Source organism: Bradyrhizobium sp. dw_411 (assembly GCF_018449695.1).
Taxonomy (GTDB): domain Bacteria; phylum Pseudomonadota; class Alphaproteobacteria; order Rhizobiales; family Xanthobacteraceae; genus Bradyrhizobium.
Map to the genome: position 1 here is coordinate 267,870 of NZ_JAAVUY010000005.1, position 19,508 is coordinate 287,377.

Consider the following 19,508-nt stretch of genomic DNA (forward strand, 5'->3'; position numbering starts at 1 on the left):
GAAAAATTGTCTATGGTCACCAGTTCCGCCGGGGTCGGCGCGTCGGTATTGCGCAAGGAGGACGATCGCTTCTTGCGCGGGCGCGGGCAGTATGTCGCCGATATCAGCGTGGCCGGCGCGGAAGAAGTCGCATTCGTGCGCAGCCCGCATGCACATGCGAAAATCCTGACGATCCATATTCCGGATTCGATCAAGGATCGGGTCTATACGGCGGCGCAGCTTTCCGACGTGAAGCCGATACGCGCCGCGACGGCGCTGGCCGGCTTCAAGCATTCCCATGAGCCGATCCTGTCATCCACCAAGGTGCGATATGTCGGCGAGTTGGTCGCGATGTGCAGGGCCCGGACCCGCGCCGAGGCCGAAGATCTCGTCGCGATGATTGAAGTCGAATACGAGGAATTGCCCGCCATCACCGACATGGCCGCGGCACTGGAGCCGCATTCGCCACTTGTCCATGAGGAATGGGGCGACAACATCTTTCTGGATGTCCGGGTCGATGGCGATGTCGACGCCATCGCGCGCACCGCGCCGATCAAGGTCAGCCGCAAGTTTCGCACCTCGCGGCAGTGCATGTTCCCGATGGAAGGGCGCGGCGTGATCGCCTATCCCGACGAGCGGCTCGGCTATCTCACTGTGGTTTCGTCGACGCAGATGGCCCATATCGTACAAAACGGCATCGCCGATTGCCTTGGTATTCCCGATGGCAGTATCCGCGTGATTGCGCCTGATGTCGGGGGCGGCTTTGGCTACAAGGGTCTTCTATTGCGCGAAGAAGTCGCGGTGGCCTGGCTGGCGCGACGTCTCAACCGGCCGATCCGCTGGCTGGAAGATTGCCGCGAACATCTCAGCGCCAATGCCGATTGCCGCGAGCATCTTTACGACATCATCGGTTATGCCGACCGCGACGGAAAGCTTCTCGCGCTCGATTGCGTCGCCGCGGTCGATGCCGGCGCCTATTCGGTCTACCCGACCTCCTCGGCGCTTGAGGCATCGCAGGTCGCCAGCCTGCTGCCGGGACCGTATGACTTTGTCGCCTACCGCTGCCGCGCGACGGCGGTGGCCACCAATAAGTGCCCGATCCTGCCCTATCGCGGGGTTGCACGCACCGGCGTGTGTCTCGCAGTCGAAGCCGTCATGGACGGCATTGCGGTCGAGACCGGCCTCGAACCTTCAGAAGTGCGGCTGCGCAATCTGGTCCGCGCCGATCAAATGCCCTTCACCAATATCGTGAAGAAGTTTTTTGACAGCGGCGACTACCCGCAATGCATGCGCCGGGCCGTCGAGGCGATTGGGCTGGAGCGGATCAGGCAACGGCAAAAGACGGCGGAACCCGACGGTCGCCGCATCGGCGTCGGCATCTCGATCTTTTGCGAACAGGGCGCGCTCGGTACCTCCGTGCTCGCCGGTTGGGGCCGGCCGGTGGTCCCGGGCTATGAACAGGCTTCCGCAAAACTGACACCAAACGGCTATCTCGAATTGCGGGTCGGGACCCATTCGCACGGCCAGGGCCACGAGACGACATTCGCGCAGATCGCGCACCAGATCCTCGGGCTTAAATTCGATCGCATCAAGATTCTCCAGGGCGACACGTTGTACGCCCCCTTCTCGACCGGAACCTACGCCTCGCGCTCGATCGTGATGGGCGGCGGCGCCGTCGCGCAGGCGTCGCGCGAACTGGCCGAACGCGTCAAACATATCGGCGCGTGGCTGATGCAGGCGGATCCCAGCACGGTGCGCATCGAAGGCGGCGCTGTTATCGGCGGGCAGGCCAGCGTGTCGCTGACCGAAGTCGCGCAAGCCTGGTATCTGCAGCCGCAGCATCTGCCGCCCGACGTCCATCCCGGCGGTCTCGAAGTTACTGCAGGCTATAAACCGGGGCGCGACAGCGGAACGTTCAGCTACGCCGCGCACGCAGTCACCGTCGCAGTGGACCCTGGAACCGGCCTCATCGAGATTCTTGATTATGTCGTGGTCGAAGACGGTGGCGTGCTGGTCAATCCCATGATTGTCGATGGCCAGATCGCCGGCGGCACCGCCCAGGGCATCGGAACCTGTCTCTATGAGGCGATGCCGTTTGATGCGCAGGGCCAGCCGCTCGCTTCCACCATGCTCGACTATATCCTGCCCGGCGCAACCGAAGTGCCTGATATCCGGATCATCCATATGGAGACGCCCTCGCCTCATACCGAATTCGGCGTCAAGGGCATCGGTGAAGGCGGCGCAGTCGGCCCTCCGGCGGCCATTGTGTCTGCGGTCAACGATGCGCTGCGGCCGCTGGGCGCCCAAGTATACGATCTCCCTCTGACGCCGGACCTTATTCTCGACGCGATTACGGCTGCGAACGGTTCGAACCATCTTCGAAGTTCTGTGGCATGAAGCCCGCGCCGTTCGACTATGTTCGCCCTGGTAGCCTGGCGGAAGCTTCAGCGCTTCTTCTGGAAGGCGACGGCAATGCCAAGCTTGTCGCGGGTGGCCAGTCGCTTGGCCCGATGCTGAATCTGCGTCTGGTTCAGCCGAGCCTGTTGATCGATATCGCCGGCCTGCCGGAATTGTCCGAGGTCAGCGAAGACGATGCGGGACTTCGGATCGGCGCCTGCGTGACCGCCGCCAATATCGAAGACGGAAAATTGCCGCTGGCCGCCGCACCCATGCTGCAAAAGATCGCCGGAGGCATCGCATATCGCGCGGTGCGAAATCGCGGGACGATTGGCGGCAGCGTTTGCCACGCCGACCCCGCGGCCGATTGGGTCAGTACCCTCGCCGCACTTTCCGCGATCTGCGAGATCAGGGATGCGCAAGGCAAATTACGCCGCGTCCCGGTCCAGAAATTTTTTACCGCCGCGTTCGAGAATGAGCTCGCGCCCGGTGAAATCCTGCGCGCGATGTTGATCCCAAGAGTGCCTGTTGGTACGCGGTTTTCGCACCACAAGGTGAGCCGGAAGTTCGGCAAGTTCGCCATCGCCAGCGGAACGGTCTTGTACAATCCCGAGCAGCAGGTGCTCAAAGCCGTCATCGGCGCGACCCACGGCCGGCCGATCGTGATCGACAATGCAACGGAATTGTTCGGCGGAAAGCCCGGCGCCGGGCCACTTCGTTTTGATGCGCAGCGCGCGCTCAGTCTCCTGCAAGAGAACGGCGTCGAGGGCGGCGCGGCCTGTCAAACCCATATCGCCGCCCTGCAGCGCGCGGCTGCTGAGGTCTTCGATTCATGATGCAGATCAACCTCACGATCAACGGGCAAGGCGTCGAGGAACTTGTCGAACCCAGAACCCATCTGGCGGATTTCCTGCGCGACCGGCTTCACCTCACGGCGACGCATATCCGCTGCGAGCAAGGTGTTTGTGGCGCCTGTACGATTCTGATCGACGGATCTCCGGCGCGCTCGTGCATCACCTATGCGGCGCTCTGCCAGGGCGCCGAGGTGGTGACGCTGGAAGGACTCGAAAACGATGAGATCATCGAGTCGCTGCGCACTGCGTTCTCGATCGAGCACGGGTTGCAATGCGGCTTCTGCACGCCCGGCATGCTGGTGACCGCCAGAGATATTATCAGGCGGCTGCCTGACGCCGACGAAGCGCGGGTGCGGCGCGAGCTCAACGGCAATCTCTGTCGGTGTACCGGTTACGCCGGCATCGCGCGGGCCATCTGCCGTGTCTTGGAAGCGCGCCGCGCTGCCGCCGCCAAACCCGAAACTTCAACCGCCTTCAAACTGGGGCCTGTCGGCGCGCGGCATCTTCCGGGCGCTTCCACCACCGAAAAGAAACGTTTGCCGCAGAGCGCGCCAAAACCGGAAGTCTCTTGCGTCGACCCCAAAGATCTCGGCAAGGATCTCGGCCTGGGCTCGCGCGCGGCCAATCTCGAAACCAGCCTGTCCTTTACCGTCGCCCACGGCGCCGATGAAACATGGGCAGCATTGGCGGACGTTGAAAACGTCGCGCGCTGCATGCCCGGGGCGAGCCTGACCGAGCATTCGGCCGATGGCCGATTGGCGGGACGCGTCACGGTCAAGATCGGTCCCATCGCCACCAATTTTATCGGCACCGGCCTGATCGTTCGCGATGAGGAGGCCCGCCGCGGCATCCTTTATGGCTCGGGACGCGACCGTTTGAGCGGCACGACCGTGCGGGCGGAGGTGAGCTACGCTGTTACTGGCGAAAGCGATACACAGTCGCGCGTCGATGTGACCGTACGCGCGCTTCTCGCCGGCGCCCTCGCCCAGTTCAGCCGCAGCAGCATCGTGCAGGATCTGGTCGGGCGCATCACGGCGGAATTCTCGCGGCGCCTGCAACAGAGCCTGACCGATCCACAGTCGGTAGATACGTCTGAGACGTCGCTCAAGGCCACCACGCTGGTGTTCGACGTTGTCATGGCCCGGCTGAAATCGCTGCGCGATCGCCTGTTCGGGCGCAAGCAAGCGGACACAAATAACGACAGGAATGCATCGTGAAAATCGCCGTCCCCGACCTGATCTCGCCGTCCTACTTTCCCGCCGAAGCTGCCGTCACGATGGGCTTTCTCGCCAAGGAGGGAATCGACGCGACGGTCGAGCTGATTTCTCCGATCGAGCGGGCGTATGAATCCTTGCGCAACGGCGAGATCGACATCGTCGCCGGATCGGCCCATTCGGCGCTGTCGGCGTTTCCGCGATGGAAAGGCGTCAAGCTGATCTGCGCGCAATCGCAGGGCATGTACTGGTTTCTGATCATGCGTGCGGATTTGAACGCGAAGCGTGGCGACTTGAGCGTGGTCAAGGGCAAGCGGATCGGCGCCGCGCCCTGGGTCGGACTTTGCTTCCGGCAATTGCTGGTCGAGAGCGGTATCGATCCCGTGCGCGACGGCGTCACCATCATGCCGACACCGGGCTCGCTGGAGAACAAGGTTAATTTCGGCGTCGCGGCCGCTCGCGCGCTCGAAGAAGGTCTTATCGACGGCTTCTGGGCCAACGGCATGGGCGCGGAGATCGCGGTGCGCAGCGGCGTCGGCACGCTTGTGATCGATGCCCGCCGCGGCGACGGGCCCAAGGCCGGCTTCAACTACACGATGGCCACGCTCGCCACGACCAACAAATTGATCGCCGAACAGCCTGACAAAATCGCCGGCGCGGTTCGTGCGATCGCCGCGACGCAATTGGCCCTGCAAAAGAATGTCGAACGGGCGGAAGACGTGGCCGCCAAATTATTTCCGCAGGATTCCGCACATATCGTGGAACTGGTCCGGCGCGATCTGCCGTTCTACCGGTCCGATCTCACCCCCGCCTTCGTCGCAGGCATGAATCGCTTTGCCCGCGCGATCAACATCCTCGATCAGGATGTGCCCTATTCGGAAGTCGTTGCCGAACAGTTCAGCCAATACTGGAACAAGAGCGCGCCGAAATTCGATTAGCCGTAGGATGGGTTGAGCACTTGCGAAACCCATCATCTGCGAGCGGTGCCGATATTGGCAATTTGATGGGTATCGCTGCGCTCCACCCATCCTACGAACTACTTCACCTGCACCTGCACTACCGCTCCCGGTTTGTCCGGGCGCCCCTCCGCGATCACCAGATAGCGCCGCGGAATTTGTTGCTCGCCCTGCACGATCTGGCGGATCGGGCCGGTGGTGTTGACGATCGCCGATCCTGCCGGATTGGTCATGAAGGCGGCAATCACTTCCAGTTTGCCCTTGCCGTCGGGTTCGCTGGCGAGTGCCAGCACATAGGGCATCTTCGGCTGCAGGCCGGTGGCGGCGGCCTGAAATACCTGGATCAGTCCCTGATCGAACAGCGAGACGCTGGTCGGTGCATTCTCCGCGCTACCTTTCGCCTTGCCGCCGGCCAACGGCGCCAACGCGAGATGCGTGGCCTGCCCTGCCAGATCGAGCGGCTGCAAGCTTTGCGTGCCTGCTCCGTCAGGCACCGCGTTCGGGACATAGGTGATCGCCTGCGGCGCCTGCCCGACCGGGCTGGTCGCGATCAGTCTGTTGGTAAGGGTATCGATCGCGGCCATGCCATCGGCATTTTCGAGCCCGACGTAAACCCGGCTGCCGTCGCCGGAGGGCCACACGCCATGCGGCAGTTTGCCGACCGGGATCGTCGCGACCTGTGAGAAGTCGTCGGTGCGAAATACCTTGACCTCGTTCAAGCCGCCGATCGTCACATAGGCAAAGGTGCCATTGGCGTTGTGGGCGAAGTTGACGTGATTGGAGATCGGTCCGGTCTCGAACGATTTCAATATCGAAAACGGCGGCCGCGCATCGAACACCATGGTCCGCCCGGTGTCCTTGAGCGTCATCCAGACCTGCTTGCCGTCCGGTGTGGCCGCAATGTTCGGACAGAACGGACTATCCTGCTTGACGTGACCGACGATGGTGTGATCGGCGACCGTGATCACGACAGTGTCGGGATTGAAGGATGAGCAGACATAGCCGTATTTGCCATCGGGCGAGAAAATCTGCATCCCGGGCCCGGCCGGCACCTTGATCCGCGAGGTCTCCTCAAAGCTCTGGCCATCGAGCACCGCGATGTAGTCTTCGCCGCGCACGGTGACCCAGACCTCCTTGCCGTCGGGCGTAAAGAACGCTTCATGCGGCGAGCGGCCGACATAGGTCGTATGGCGAACCGCATTGGTGGCGGTGTCGATGAAGGTGACGGAATTGCTGCCGATCGAAACCACCGCGATGGTCTTATGGTCCGGCGAAAAGCCCATGCCGTGGACCAGAACCTGCCCCTTGTAGAGGGGCGTGAAATTGCCGGGCTGCGGATCGCCGAGACGGATCACGCCGACCAGTCTGTTGTCGACGGGATCGGTCACCGAGACCGTGTTGGAGAACTGCTCCGCGGAATAAACCCGGTCGCGATGGCTGATCGCGATATCGGGATCGCCGGCCGCGCCTGGCGCCTGACCGGCGAAGGCAGCGGTGTGCCAGGCAAAGCAAACGCTCGCGATAAGACCTGCATTCATAAGACCTGCATTCAAAAGTGTGCGCTTCATGGAAGCTCTCCTGTCTATCGCGATGATCTGAGGAATGAGAGAACGGAAGCAAGCACGCCCGGCGAAGCAGGTACCTGCGTTGGCGAGGCCACCGACGGCGGCAGGGGATCGCCGATCGCCAGCCGCATCGCCGCGATTTCCTGCTGCTGCGTCACGATGATCTCCTGCGCCAACCGCCTGATCTGTTCGTTGTGGCCGTCGCGCAGCACCGCCTGCGCCATCTCGATCGCGCCCTGATGATGCGGCGTCATCATCGCGACGAAATCGCGATCGACATCGCCGGTCGGCTGGATCACCATGCCGGACATCATCTTGTTCATGGCGGTGTCGTTTGCCGTCAGATAAGGCGTCTCCTCGGGAAAGGCGGCCTCGGTCGCTGCCGAGCAGATCGTGAACGGCGAAATCGCGACGAGCGTCTGGCTTTGCCGTCCCACGGCAAATGCCGCCGCGCCAACCACTGCGACGCAGGCCAATCGTGCGAGCCAGGAAATAGATGGAGGAGTCGATGACGAGATCGATGCGGACATCACGGGTTGTTCTCCGAATGGTTCAACGCGAGACAATCATGACAGATAAATGTCGGGCCGGGAGGCTGATCATTGGCGGGTTGCGCCACGGGCGTGGACCAACAATTGCGTTGGCGGCTTAGCGCCTATTCTGCCGTCGGTGTATCAACTCACATTCTCGCCCGATCAACGATCGGTGACTTCATCGCTGCTGCAACTCAAACGCAAGTGAGCGTGAATACTCGCGCCTACGTTCGCGTCGGGCCGCGCTTCGCATTGCCAATCAGCTTCTCGATATTCCCCTGATCGATCTGCCGGCGCACCTCGGGCGGCAGTGCAAGCTCGTCGAGCGCGCGGATGGTTTCGCGCACCAGATATTTGCCGCCCTCCGCGTCGAACGGAAAGTCGCTGGCAAACAGCACGTGATCCCTGCCGAAATAATCGAGGCCGAGCCGCGTCGCCGCTGTCGAACCCGACAACGCGGTGTCGGCATGGAACATGCGGAAATAATCCTGCGGCTTTTTCTTCAATGGCCCCGGCAACAGGTGCGCATCCGCGGGCGGCGTGCGCGCTCCCATCTCCAGCCCCCAGCCCTGCTCGATCCGCCCTTCAAAATAAGGGATCATCGCTCCCATGTGATGGGTGATGATCCTGAGGTCAGGATGCCGGTCGAACAGGCCTGAAAAGACCAGCCGCGCCATCGCGACGCTGCTGTCGTAAGGCCAGCCAAAACACCACCAGATTTCATAGCGCGAACGCTGCTCATTGGCATAGTCAGGCAACGGGCCGCGCACGGGATGAAGCCAGATAGCAAGCCCGCGCGCCGCGATCGCATCGAACACCGGCAGGAAGCGCGGTTCGTCCAGCGCGTCGCCCCGCACATGGGTGCAGATCTGAAAGCCGATCGCGCCGAGCGCCGCGGCACGCTCGACCTCGGCGACCGCCGCATCGGGATCGAGCAGCGAGAGCGCGCCGGCGAAGGCCGGAAAGCGCTCGGGAAACCTGTCGACGAGATCGGCCAACCCGTCATTCATCAGGCGCATCAGATCGACGGCGGCTTCGCCCTCCGCCAGATCCTCGATCGGCGGCATCGAAGGCGTCAGGATCTGGCGATAATCCTCAAACACGTCCATCAGACGAAAGCGCTGGTCGAGATCGTAGAGCGAGGTGAGCTCCATCCAGCGCTTGAGCGGACCGGCCGCCGAGGCGACCTTCTGCAGCCGGGCGAAATAGGCCGGCGGGAAAATGTGCGTCCAGGCATCGATGCGGGTCACGGGGGATCTCCTGAGAGGCTGACTTTCTGGCCGCCCGTCATGCCCCGCCATAGCAGTCTGTTCTTACGCAGACTGCGGAAACTTGTCTGCGCTGCCGGGCATCCACGTCTTTCTTTTGTGACACCAAGACGTGGATGGCCGGGACAAGCCCGGCCATGACAAAGAAACGGTGTCATTTGGCCGCTTTTCCCCTCCGTGCACCCCTACTTTATATACTTCTGTATTTTTCTTCCATGATGTATACATATCCGGCGCAAGAAGGCCTGTTTGTATAAAGGCTCAAGCGACGGCTGCTTGGTTGCGCCGCTACTACTTTGGGGGGAATTGATGCTTCTTTCGGAACGGCTCACTTATTCACCGATCACCCAGCGTCCCAAGCTCACCTTGCCCGGCGGCAAGCGGGTCGCGGTGTTTATTCTGGTGTCGGTCGAGGAATGGGACGAGCGCGAACCGATGCCGCGCACGATCAACACGCCGCGCGGCGGCGCGCCGGAGCCGGATGTCCTGAACTGGACCTGGCACGAATACGGCAACCGCGTCGGCTTCTGGCGGCTGCTGCAGACCCTCGACAGTTTCAACATCCCCGCCTCGATGGCGATCAACGGTTCGGCGATCAAGGCCTATGAGCCGATTTCCATCGCCGCGCGCGACCGCAAATGGGAATTCATCGGTCACGGCTACAATCAAAAGAACATGCAGAAGGTCGAGGACGAGCGCGCCGCGATCCGCAAGACCGCCGAGACCATCAAGGCCTTCACCGGACAGGCGCCGAAAGGCTGGGTCGGACCGGGGCTGACCGAAACCTACGAGACCCCGGATATCCTGGCCGAAGAAGGCTATGGCTACCTGCTCGACTGGGTGATGGACGACCAGCCGGTCGAGCTGAAAACCCGCACCAAGCCCATCGTCAGCATCCCCTTTACGCAGGAATGCAACGACATCGGCATCATGCTCAACCAGAACCATACCGCATCCGAATATTGCGCCCGCGCCATCGATCAGTTCGATCAACTGGTGATCGATGCGGAGGGCTCGGCGCGGGTGATGGCGATGGTCGTGCATCCCTTCATCATGGGCGTCGCGCATCGCCTGCGGCATCTGCGCGAGACGCTGGCCTATATCTCGTCGCACCAGCACGGCGTGTTCATGACATCGGGTGAAATCTACGACTGGTACCAGACGGGGCGCGCCAAAACAGGCTGACGCGCACCGCATCGAACAAAATCAGAACAACACATCAAAATCGGGGAGAGTTTCATGGAAACACAAAAGGACGGTCGATACAAAACCGCGATCGTGATGTTCGCGATTCTGCTGGCCTCGTACATGTGCAACGCGATGGACCGGCAGATATTTCCGCTGCTGCTGAGCGATGTGCGCAAGGAATTCAACTACACGATCTATGATGCCGGGCTGCTCTCGACCATCTTCACGCTCGGGCTTGCGGTTGCCGGCATTCCCACGGGCTATCTGCTGACGAAAATGTCACGCAAATCGGTGCTGCAACTGGGCATCCTGATCTTCTCGGTCGGCACCGCCGCTACCGTTCTGGCCTATGGCTTCACCGACATGCTGTTTTATCGCGCGGTGACCGGCATCGGCGAGGCGATGCAGGTGACGGTTCTGATCGCGATCTGCACCAATTATTTTTCGAATTATCGCTCGGCCGCAGTGGGCACGCTGAGCTTCACTTACGGCATCGGCGCCATCATCGGATCGCCCTTGGCCGGCTTCCTGCTGTCGTACTACCAGACCTGGCGTTTCCCGATGATCGTGTTCGGGCTGTTTGGAATCGTCGCGATGGGATTCATCGCCGTGTTCGTCAAGCCGTGGTTCAGCGAAACGCTTGGCACCGAAGAAAACCAGCGCAACATCAGCGCCGAAAACAAACTGTTCAATCACAACATCGTCGTGCTGACGGTGGTCAGCGTATTGTGGGGCCTCACGCTCTACGCTTATTTCGGCCTCTACCCGACCTATCTGCGCGAGGCGCTCAAATATACGCCGCCAACCGCCGGTTCGCTGATGAGCTTCTTTGGCATCGGCGCGCTGACCTCGATCGGTGGCGGCTGGCTCGGTGACCGCTTCTCGCCACGCGTGGTGCTGGGCGGAGCGTTCTTCGCGGCCGCCGGCCTCGGCTGGCTGCTGTTTCACTCCGGTTCGAGTTTTCCCGTGCTGGCGGCGATCACGCTGGTCTGGGGTCTTGTTGCCGGCGGCATCCTGTTCGTCAATGTCGCTGCCTACCATGTGAAGGCCGTGCGGCCGGCATTGTCGAGCCGCGCCGCCGGATTGTTTGTCACAACCTTCTACGCGGCGGGCGCCGCGTCCGGCTACATCCTCGGCTTCCTCGTCAACGCCTATAGCTGGCAGACCGCAGCCGACATCCAGATCGTCGGATTGTCGCTGATCGCGGGCTTTGTCTCGCTGGCGCTCAAGCCGGAACGGATGCTGTCCCGTCAAGCCGCCGCCAGCCCACAGCCCGCGACCGCCCCGGCAACCGCCCCCACGGCCGTTCCCGTTCAACAGACCTGACACCAATGACTCTCGCGGAGCACGCTATCGCTCCGCGAGAGCCACAATTTTGTTTCCTGAGTGGAGAAGAAGAAAATGCCCGATATCGCCGATTTGTCGCGCCGCGTGCGCATGGCCGGCCGCGCCTTGGACCGTGCCGGTCTGGTGCACGCCTATGGTCATTGCAGCCAGCGCATCGATGAAAAGAGTTTTTTAGTGTCGCCGCCCAAGCCGCTTGGTCTGGTTGGCCCCGACGAGCCCTGCGCGGTGGTGCCGCTGGATGGTCCCCTGCCCGAAGGCGTACTGGGCGAGGTCCGCATCCATCGCGAAATCTATCGGCTGCGGCCCGATGTAAAGGGCGTGATCCGCTCGACGCCGCATAAGTCGATGACATTGGGCGCGATGCGGCTGACGCCGAAGGCGCGCTATGGTTACGGCGCCTATTTCGCGCCGCAGCCGCCGCTGTGGGACAATCCCCGCCTGTTGCGCTCCGACGAATTGACGGTGCGGCTGGCGCAGACCCTCGGCAAGGCCAGCGCGATCTTTATGCGCGGCAATGGATTGGTTACAGCCGGCACCAGCGTCGAGGAAGCCGTGGTGCTGACCTGGTACGCCGAGGACGCTGCGCGCGTCGAACTGGAATTCCTGGCCGCTGGCATGCAGGACGTCGGCATCCTCAGCGACGACGATATCGAGGCCCGTGTGACCTGGGCCGGCCGCATCCGCGAGCGGATGTGGGAGTATCTGACCGCGGGTGATCCCGAGGAGCAGCCGGGACCCGCCAATTTCTAAAGCCGTGCCAGGAAATCTCGACTCTCGGGGAAGCCGACATGACGACCATCACGCTCGAACCGCGTCCCGGCGCCGATCCGGAAGATAGAGAAACCGAAACCCTGACCGGCGAAGCGACGCGGCGTATCCGTCAATCCATCCTCGACGGAGAGCTGGAACCGAACGCACGGCTGAACGAAGTGCATCTGTGCGACAGCCTGTCGATATCGCGCACGCCGCTACGCGCCGCGCTGCAGACCCTGGCTGGCGAGGGACTGCTGATCTACACGGCGAACCGCGGCTTCTCCGTGCGCGCATTCGAACTCACGGAGATCATCGATACGTTTGAGATGCGCGTGCTCGCCGAAGGACTGGCCGCCCGGCTCGCGGCGGAACGCGGCCTGTCCGACGCCGCGCGCGAGCGCATGGAGGCATCGCTGGTTCGTGGCGACCGTCTGATCGCGCCTGATTTCCCGGTGGAACGGCGGCAGGATGAATATTCCGCCGTTAACGAGATGTTCCACGGCACCATTCATCGCGCGTCTGAAACGCAGGTAGTCGCCGATGTACTGGCACGCTGCCAGATCCCGCGGGTGTCGGCGCGAAACATCATGGTGCTGAGCCTCGATGAAATGATCGCGCGCAATCGGTTTCATCACGATATTTTTGATGCGATTCTGTGCCGCGAACCCCGCAAGGCGGAGGACCTGATGCAGCGCCACGTCGCCGAGGTGAAGAAGGCGATGGTAGTGACGTTGAGCCACCGGCGTGTTGCCGCGGGCCAACGAAGCTAACGTTTCCGTGGCATCATCCTCCGAGACGCATCGCTTCGCGATGCTCCTCAGGATGAGGTCTGTAATCCTCATGGTGAGGAGCGCGTCTTCGCGCGTCTCGAACCATGAAAGCCACTAAATCCGCACGTCCTCAAACAGCCGCTTGCTCAGGATGGCGTGGACGCCCCAATTGCCGTCGACTACCTGCGTGACGCCGAAGTCGACCGCGGCCGACATCAGCGCGATTGCCTCGTCTTCGGTCAGTCCTTTGATGTTCATCAGGAAGCGGCGCATCTTGCGGAACGCATCCTTCATCGCGAGATCGAGCGAGGATGTCGCATAGACTTCGCTCTGCCCCTTGGCGCCGAACTCGGCCAGATAATTCGGGTGGCTGAAGCCGGTCAGCACCCAATCGGTTTCGGTCTCGATCAGGGGATAGGTTAGATCTGCAAAGACGCGGCCGGCCAGATCCGCCTTCTTGTGCAGGATGAGCTGGAACGTGCCGGTCATCGAACATTCGATCGCGGTGCCGCCCAACTCGCCGTCGCCTTGCGTCGCGTGGGGGTCGCCGACCGATAACAATGCGCCCGGCACCGACACCGGCAGATACACCGTCGATCCCTTGCCGAGCCGCCAATTGTCGAGATTGCCGCCAAAATAAGAGGGTGGAATCGAATCGACGAAATCCAGCTCGCGCGGCGCCACCGCAATCACGCCGAAATGCGGGCGCAAGGGAATGCGAATGCCGTCGAGCACATTGTGCCGCCGCTTGACCGTATCAGGCGCGATCGGAACGCCTGGATAATCGTAGGTTTGATGCACGACGCCGAACGGATCGGTCTGCGGCTCCCAGCGATAGGAATAGAGCGCGCGGGCATATGACTCGGCGCGATCGCCCTCGCCGCCTGCGAAGATTTCGTAAATCGTTACAGCTTCGCGCTGCTTCGGCTCGGCCAGCAGTTCGTTGTAGTGATAGCCCCACCACGCCGCGACGCTGGAGCCGAACACCTGGCCCTCGAAGTCGGGATTCCGGCTCGGCCGCGGCACGATATCGAGGATGCGAACTTCCAGCACGTCGCCGGGCTGCGCGTCCCGCACCGCGACCGGCCCCGTGCAGATGTGGACACCAAAGCCTTCGCCGGCGCCGCGGCCGTAGACCGAGGCCTCCATCGGCCCAGCCCCACGCCGGTCGACATTCTTGGCGTCGCGCGTCCAGTGAAACACGCTTTCGGCGCCGGCGTCGCCGGCGATCATCCGCGCCGGATCATCCGATGCATGCTGCGTCAGGGTTTCGATCGTAATGGTATCTCCCGAATTGATCTCGGCTTGCGGCGCCAGCGACCGCGAGAAATATCCCCAATGCACCCGGTCGGATTCGACCGAAAGATGATGGTGAAGATGCTGACCTTCGGCACAGGGACTGGCCAGATCGGGTTGCGGCGGTGCGACGCTCTTGCGTGCATTCGCAAGGGGATGATGACTGCGCAACTGCGCCAGTGCCTGTTGCGGCCAGCCGCGCTGACCTGCGGCCGCGGCGGACGCGGTGGCGCGCTCGATTTCCTGCTGACGAAATTCGCGCGGCGACAGGCCAAAGCGATGGCGGAACGCCCGGCTGAAATGCGCTGAATCATTGAAGCCGTTGCGATAGGCGATTTCAGAAATCGAATGATGCGCTTCCGCAGGGTTCGACAGTTCCGCCGAGGTGCGTTGCAGCCGGCGCTCGCGCAGATAATGGGTGAAACTGCTGCCGGAACCTTCAAACAGTTTTTGCAGATACCGCTCGGATATGCCCTCGGCCTCCGCGACCCGCGCCGGAGTCAAATCGGGGTCGTCGAGCTTGCGTTCGATCACCTGACACAGACGATGGAGTATCGCGGCCTGGGTCGCGGTGCCACCGGTATCCGTCGTGGGCGAGCGGATGAATGTCGGCAGCAAATCGGCGAGGCTTTGCGCCACCGCCGTCCATTCGGTATCGGACAGCGTCTCGATGTTGCGCGCGGCGGATTCCAGCGTGCGCGAAAACACCTCGGTAAAGCCACCGGGCGCCAGCACGCGAACCTCGTCGAACACCGGTTTACCGACCTTACGGCCGTGAAAGGCTTCCGAGGTGACTGATAAAATCACCGCGCGCATGTCGCGTGGGAACGCCACGCTCCAGTCGCCCTTGCGCGGCAATAAAAGCAGATGCCCGGTCGAGACGATCTGGTGGCCGGTTCCGGTCCGCAACGTGACGCCGTCCTCGATCGGCAACAGCACGATCGGCATGTCATCGGCGGCCTGTGACAATGGCGAGACAGCCTGCGCACCCGCGGCGAACCGCGCCAGCACGATGCCCTCCGCCGTGCGGCGCGAAGCGGTCGCGTGGCCGGTATGGAGGACCGAGCCCGCCGACGGCGCGAGCCCGACAGCGCTGAGAACGTCCCGCCATGCTTCCAGGCGGTCGCTTTCGGAATAGGATTCACTGGTGAACGGGCGAAAGCTCATACATCGACCCCTGGCGCAGGAATCGAAGCAACCTCCGTGCCAAAGGCCCGGTCCACATCGTCGCACCGGCCCCCGGATGCAACTCCCGGGGGGCCTGCAACCCGGGATGCCCGCCAAAACGCTTTATGACATCAGTCGCACCTGAAAATGTTCTTCCGAAGCGTGCCATGAACACCCCAATTGGCGTCGACCACCTGAGTGACGCCGAAATCCGCCCCCACAGACATCAATGAGATCGCCTCGTCCTCGCTCAGCCCGTGCACCGTCATCAAAAACCGGCGCAGCTTGCGGAAGGCATCGCGCATGGCGCGGTCGAGGCTGGAATGGTTGGCGATTTCGGTCTGCGCATCGGCGCCCAATTCAGCGAGGTAATTCGGATAGGTGAAGCCATAGACCGACCAGGCCTTGTCGGTCTCCAGCAGCGGATGGGTCAGCCCTTCCAGCGGGGTTCCGCCGAGATCGCGATGCTTGTGCAGGATGAACTCGAAATCGCCGGTCAGCGAAGTCTCAATCGCGGTGCCGCCAAGTTCGCTGTCGCCCTGCGCCGCATGGGGATCGCCCACTGAAAAGAACGCGCCGGGCACCGCGACCGGATAATACATCCGCGCGCCCTTGCCGATCCGCCAGTCGTCGATGTTGCCGCCGGTATAGCTCGGCGGTATCGAGCTGACGAAATCCGACTCCGAGGGCGCCAGCCCCATGGTGCCGAAGTGCAGCCGCGCCGGCACCTTGACGTTGGTCAGAATATTCTCGCGTTTCTTGATCGTGGTGTGATCGACCCGTACGCCGGGATAGTCGATCGTGGGATGAACGATACCGTCGGGATCGGTCTGCGGCGTCCAGACATAATTGTAGACGGCCTTCGCAAAGGGTTCGCCCGATGTATCAAGCTCGAAGATGGTGATGACCTCGCGCGGCTTCGGCTCCTCGATCAGATCGTGGTAGTGAAAACCCCAATTCGCCGAAGCGTTCGAACCGAAACAGCGTCCGGCGTGACAGGCGTGACAGCTCGGGCGTGGCCGCACATCCAGAATGCGCACTTCCAGCACATCGCCGGGCTCGGCATTCTCGACCGCCACCGGCCCGGTCAACAGGTGAACGCCGACGCCCTCGCCCGAGCCACGAATGAACGGCCCCTCCGTCGGGCCGGCGCCGCGGCGGACCACGGCTTTATGCTCGCGGGTCCAGTGGAACACGCTTTCGGCGCCGGGATCGTTGGCGATCATGCGCTCGTAATCGTCATTGGCGTGGTGGGTCAGTGTCTCGATGGTCGCCCGGTCGCCGGAGCGCAGCGTCAGGGCGGGCGAGACTTTCTTGCTGAAGTAGCCCCAGTGAACGGAGGCCGGCGAGACCGGTAGCGTAAAGTGCTTCATGCAAGTGCCTCCTGGGAAAGCGAGCGAATAGCGAAAGAATGACGTATCACCGCCCTCATCCTGAGGAGCGCGTTCTTACGCGCGTCTCGAAGGATGGCGGCGCGTTCGTGCGTTGCAGCCATCCTTCGAGACGCTTGCTGCGCAAGCTCCTCAGGATGAGGTCCGTTTTCTGCCGAGGCAGATGTCGGCAAGTGGATCATGCCGTCCGCTCCGGCATCTTGTCGGCTTCCATCAGGCTGAGGAAGCGCGCGGTGACCGGATTGCGCGGATTGGTCAGAACCTCATGCGCCGGTCCCTCTTCCAGAATTCTGCCCCCGGACAGGAACGCGACGCGGTCGGCGACTTCATCGGCGAATCTGATTTGATGCGTTGAGATAATCATGGTCAGCCCGTCATCGACCGCCAACCGCCGGATCACTTCCAGCACCTCGTTGACGAGTTCGGGATCGAGCGCGGACGTCGGCTCATCCAGCAGCAAAACGCTCGGATTGGGCGCCAGTGCCCGCGCAATCGCGACGCGTTGCTGCTGGCCGCCGGAAAGATGACGTGGCAACGCGTCTGCGCGGTGGCTGAGCCCGACGCGCTCCAGCAACTCGCGGGCGCGCCTATCCGCGTCGACGCGAGTCATGCCGTGCACCCAGCGCAACGGCCCGGCGACATTCTCCCGCGCAGTCAGATGGCTGAACAGATTGAACTGCTGGAACACCATGCCGACGCCGACGCTGGCGCGTTCATTGGCGATCTCGCGCGGCGACAACGGCCGGCCATCTTCGCGCAGTCCCAGACGACGCCCGCCGACGCGCACCGTGCCGGAATCCCAGTTTTCGAGGTGGTTGATGCATCTCAAAAGCGTGCTCTTGCCCGAGCCGCTCGGCCCCATCAGGGCCACGACTTCGCCGACCCGGACGGTCAGCCCCAATCCATCGAGCACGCTTTGCTCGCCATATTTCTTGCGCAACTCCCTCACCTCGACGGCGACATTGTTGCGCTCGACCATCGCCGCATGCTTGGCGCGGTCGGCCCGCGACGCCGCGCGCGGTGGTGCGACGACATCAGGTGGATCTTCTGCCGGCGCGGTTGGCGCCGCCTGTTCGGCGAGTTCGGGCTTGGTCGACAGATCGGCCCGGCGCCAGGGCAGGAAAATCGCCAGACGCGCCTGCGGCGTCGCGCGATCGAGATCGAGCGCGCGCTCCACAAATAGCTGAATCACACTGACCAATGTCGTCAGCACCAGATAAATCAAACCCGACGCGAAAAAGATCGAGAAGAAGTCGAACGTGGAAGACGCCAGTTGCGTGCTGCGCAGCGTCAATTCCTGAACCGAGATGACGCTGGCCAGCGACGAATTCTTCAACGCGCTGACGGTCTCGTTGCCGAACGCCGGGATCATGGTGCGAATGGCCTGCGGCGCGATGATGCGCCGCATCAGCAACGCCGGCGTCATCCCGAGCGCCTGGCCTGCGAGAACTTGTCCGCGATCGACGCCAAGCACGCCAGCGCGCAGCATTTCGGCGATGAAGGGCGCTTCATTGGCGGCCAGCGCGAGACCCGCCGCGCCGATCGCGCTGAGCTTGAGGCCGATCTGCGGCAGCGCGTCGTAGGCAAACACCATCTGCAGGATCAGCGGCGTGCCGCGGAAGATCACGGTGTAGCCCCTGGCGAATGCAGCCAGCAGCCAGAACCGGCTGAGCTGCATCGCCGCGAGGACGACACCAAGGATCAGCCCGCCGGCCAGTCCGAGGGCGGTCACCATCACGGTAAACCAGATGCCCTCGATCAGGTACGGCAGGCTGAGATAGTGGACGAAGAGCGACATTACTTAACGCAAAGCATTACTTAACCGAGAGAATGTCGGGCTCTTTGAAGTTGTTCGGATCGAGGTCCCACTTCTTGAGCAGTTCCTTGTGAATCCCCGCCTTCTGAACTTCGATCAGCGCCGCCATCACCGCGTCGCGGAATTCCGGCTTGTCCTTGGGAACGGCGATACCGACCGAATAGGGAATGGTGACCGCGATCGCCTTTTCGAGTTTGTCGGGATTAGCCTTCACCGCCTGATCGACGGTATTGACGTCGTTGACATAGGTGTCGGCGCGGCCGGCAAGAATGGCCTGGATGCAGTTGGCGTTGTTGTCATAGAGCTGCAGCGTCGGCTCCGGCTTGCCTTCGGCCTTGCACGGCGCCACCAGCGCCTGCACCAGCGGGACTTCGACAAAGCCGGTATTCTCGGCCGCCGCGGCGCCGCACATCGAGGTGTTGATGCCGGTGATCTTCTTCGGATTGCCCTTGGCGACGAGAACGCCGTCGAACACCTTCGAATAGGTGATGAAGTCGGCGGCCTTGGCGCGTTCTTCGGTCGCGTAGATGTCGGAGATCACGATATCGGCCTGCCCGCTCGACAGCGTCGTCAACAATGCGGCGAAGGTCACGGCCTTGTAGGTCAGCGTGAAGCCAAGGCACTCGCCGATCTGCTCGCCGAGATCGATATCGAAGCCGACATATTTGTTCGGGTCTTTCGGATCGATCGCTTCATAGCCCGGGGTGTGCGGGTTGATCGCGTTGACGAGTTGCTTGCCCTTCAGGCTCGGATATTTTGCCTGCAGCGCGGCGCAACCGGCGGGTGCGGCGTTGGCGGACATCGGCACGAAGCCGGCCAGGAGGAACGCACCCAGCGCGGCGATACGCAGACCGGCGCGCGCGACGGATGACATCCGCGGCGTCCGGGTTTCGGTGGAAAACCACTTATGCATTTGATCTCTCCTTCGAAGTTGTCATGGCGATGCCATGTTCCAAGTTCGAAGGGAGCCTACGGTCGCCCGCCGGTATCAGGCTTGTCCCGGGGCGTACAAAA

General features: G+C 62.4%; 15 protein-coding genes. 8 read left to right on the forward strand and 7 right to left on the reverse strand.

The window, feature by feature from the left end:
• The first annotated feature begins 12 nt into the window (after window positions 1-12).
• The 4 genes from HB676_RS10480 to HB676_RS10495 are packed head-to-tail and all read left to right on the forward strand — an operon-like array spanning window position 13 to window position 5,382.
• The gene (locus HB676_RS10480; RefSeq protein WP_213737713.1) at window positions 13-2,376 is read left to right on the forward strand and encodes a xanthine dehydrogenase family protein molybdopterin-binding subunit; all 2,364 of its coding nucleotides are present in this window, start codon (window positions 13-15) and stop codon (window positions 2,374-2,376) included.
• Complete coding sequence (locus tag HB676_RS10485; RefSeq protein WP_213737714.1) at window positions 2,373-3,212, forward strand: FAD binding domain-containing protein; 840 nt, start codon at window positions 2,373-2,375, stop codon at window positions 3,210-3,212. Before HB676_RS10480 ends, HB676_RS10485 begins: the two co-directional genes overlap by 4 nt.
• The gene (locus tag HB676_RS10490) at window positions 3,209-4,447 is read left to right on the forward strand and encodes a 2Fe-2S iron-sulfur cluster-binding protein (protein ID WP_213737715.1); all 1,239 of its coding nucleotides are present in this window, start codon (window positions 3,209-3,211) and stop codon (window positions 4,445-4,447) included. The genes HB676_RS10485 and HB676_RS10490 overlap by 4 nt, the downstream gene beginning before the upstream one ends.
• Complete coding sequence (locus HB676_RS10495) at window positions 4,444-5,382, forward strand: ABC transporter substrate-binding protein (RefSeq protein WP_213737716.1); 939 nt, start codon at window positions 4,444-4,446, stop codon at window positions 5,380-5,382. Before HB676_RS10490 ends, HB676_RS10495 begins: the two co-directional genes overlap by 4 nt.
• Before the next feature lie 98 nt (window positions 5,383-5,480).
• On the opposite strand, the gene HB676_RS10500 is transcribed toward HB676_RS10495, so the two are convergent.
• From HB676_RS10500 to HB676_RS10510, 3 genes are all read right to left on the reverse strand, one after another.
• Window positions 5,481-6,968, reverse strand: a complete 1,488-nt coding sequence (locus HB676_RS10500; protein WP_213737717.1) for a YncE family protein — start codon at window positions 6,966-6,968, stop codon at window positions 5,481-5,483.
• Window positions 6,969-6,982: 14 nt separating this feature from the next.
• Window positions 6,983-7,495 carry a DUF305 domain-containing protein gene (locus HB676_RS10505; RefSeq protein WP_213737718.1) on the reverse strand — a complete coding sequence of 171 codons (513 nt, stop codon included), beginning with the start codon at window positions 7,493-7,495 and terminating at the stop codon, window positions 6,983-6,985.
• Window positions 7,496-7,722: 227 nt separating this feature from the next.
• A complete protein-coding gene (locus tag HB676_RS10510; RefSeq protein ID WP_213737719.1) occupies window positions 7,723-8,748 on the reverse strand; it encodes an amidohydrolase family protein in 1,026 nt (341 codons plus the stop codon).
• A gap of 327 nt (window positions 8,749-9,075) precedes the next feature.
• Between HB676_RS10510 and HB676_RS10515 the strand changes: the two genes are divergently transcribed.
• From HB676_RS10515 to HB676_RS10530, 4 genes are all read left to right on the forward strand, one after another.
• The gene (locus tag HB676_RS10515) at window positions 9,076-9,951 is read left to right on the forward strand and encodes a polysaccharide deacetylase family protein (RefSeq protein ID WP_213737720.1); all 876 of its coding nucleotides are present in this window, start codon (window positions 9,076-9,078) and stop codon (window positions 9,949-9,951) included.
• A 54-nt stretch (window positions 9,952-10,005) separates the two neighbouring features.
• Complete coding sequence (locus tag HB676_RS10520; RefSeq protein ID WP_213737721.1) at window positions 10,006-11,280, forward strand: MFS transporter; 1,275 nt, start codon at window positions 10,006-10,008, stop codon at window positions 11,278-11,280.
• Between the two features lie 75 nt (window positions 11,281-11,355).
• Window positions 11,356-12,051, forward strand: coding sequence for a class II aldolase/adducin family protein (locus HB676_RS10525; RefSeq protein ID WP_213737722.1), 696 nt, complete (start codon window positions 11,356-11,358; stop codon window positions 12,049-12,051).
• Between the two features lie 38 nt (window positions 12,052-12,089).
• Window positions 12,090-12,824, forward strand: coding sequence for a GntR family transcriptional regulator (locus tag HB676_RS10530; protein WP_213737723.1), 735 nt, complete (start codon window positions 12,090-12,092; stop codon window positions 12,822-12,824).
• A 114-nt stretch (window positions 12,825-12,938) separates the two neighbouring features.
• Here HB676_RS10530 and HB676_RS10535 read toward each other — a convergent pair whose 3' ends face one another.
• The 4 genes from HB676_RS10535 to HB676_RS10550 all read right to left on the reverse strand — a co-directional run bounded on the left by HB676_RS10535 (window position 12,939) and on the right by HB676_RS10550 (window position 19,368).
• Complete coding sequence (locus tag HB676_RS10535; RefSeq protein ID WP_213737724.1) at window positions 12,939-15,287, reverse strand: acetamidase/formamidase family protein; 2,349 nt, start codon at window positions 15,285-15,287, stop codon at window positions 12,939-12,941.
• A 131-nt stretch (window positions 15,288-15,418) separates the two neighbouring features.
• The gene (locus HB676_RS10540; RefSeq protein ID WP_213737725.1) at window positions 15,419-16,660 is read right to left on the reverse strand and encodes an acetamidase/formamidase family protein; all 1,242 of its coding nucleotides are present in this window, start codon (window positions 16,658-16,660) and stop codon (window positions 15,419-15,421) included.
• A gap of 196 nt (window positions 16,661-16,856) precedes the next feature.
• Window positions 16,857-18,476 (reverse strand): amino acid ABC transporter permease/ATP-binding protein, encoded by a 1,620-nt coding sequence (locus HB676_RS10545; protein ID WP_213737726.1) that lies wholly within the window; start codon window positions 18,474-18,476, stop codon window positions 16,857-16,859.
• 16 nt (window positions 18,477-18,492) lie between these two features.
• On the reverse strand, window positions 18,493-19,368 hold the full coding sequence (locus HB676_RS10550; protein WP_213737853.1) for an ABC transporter substrate-binding protein: 876 nt from the start codon (window positions 19,366-19,368) through the stop codon (window positions 18,493-18,495).
• Window positions 19,369-19,508 lie beyond the last annotated feature (140 nt).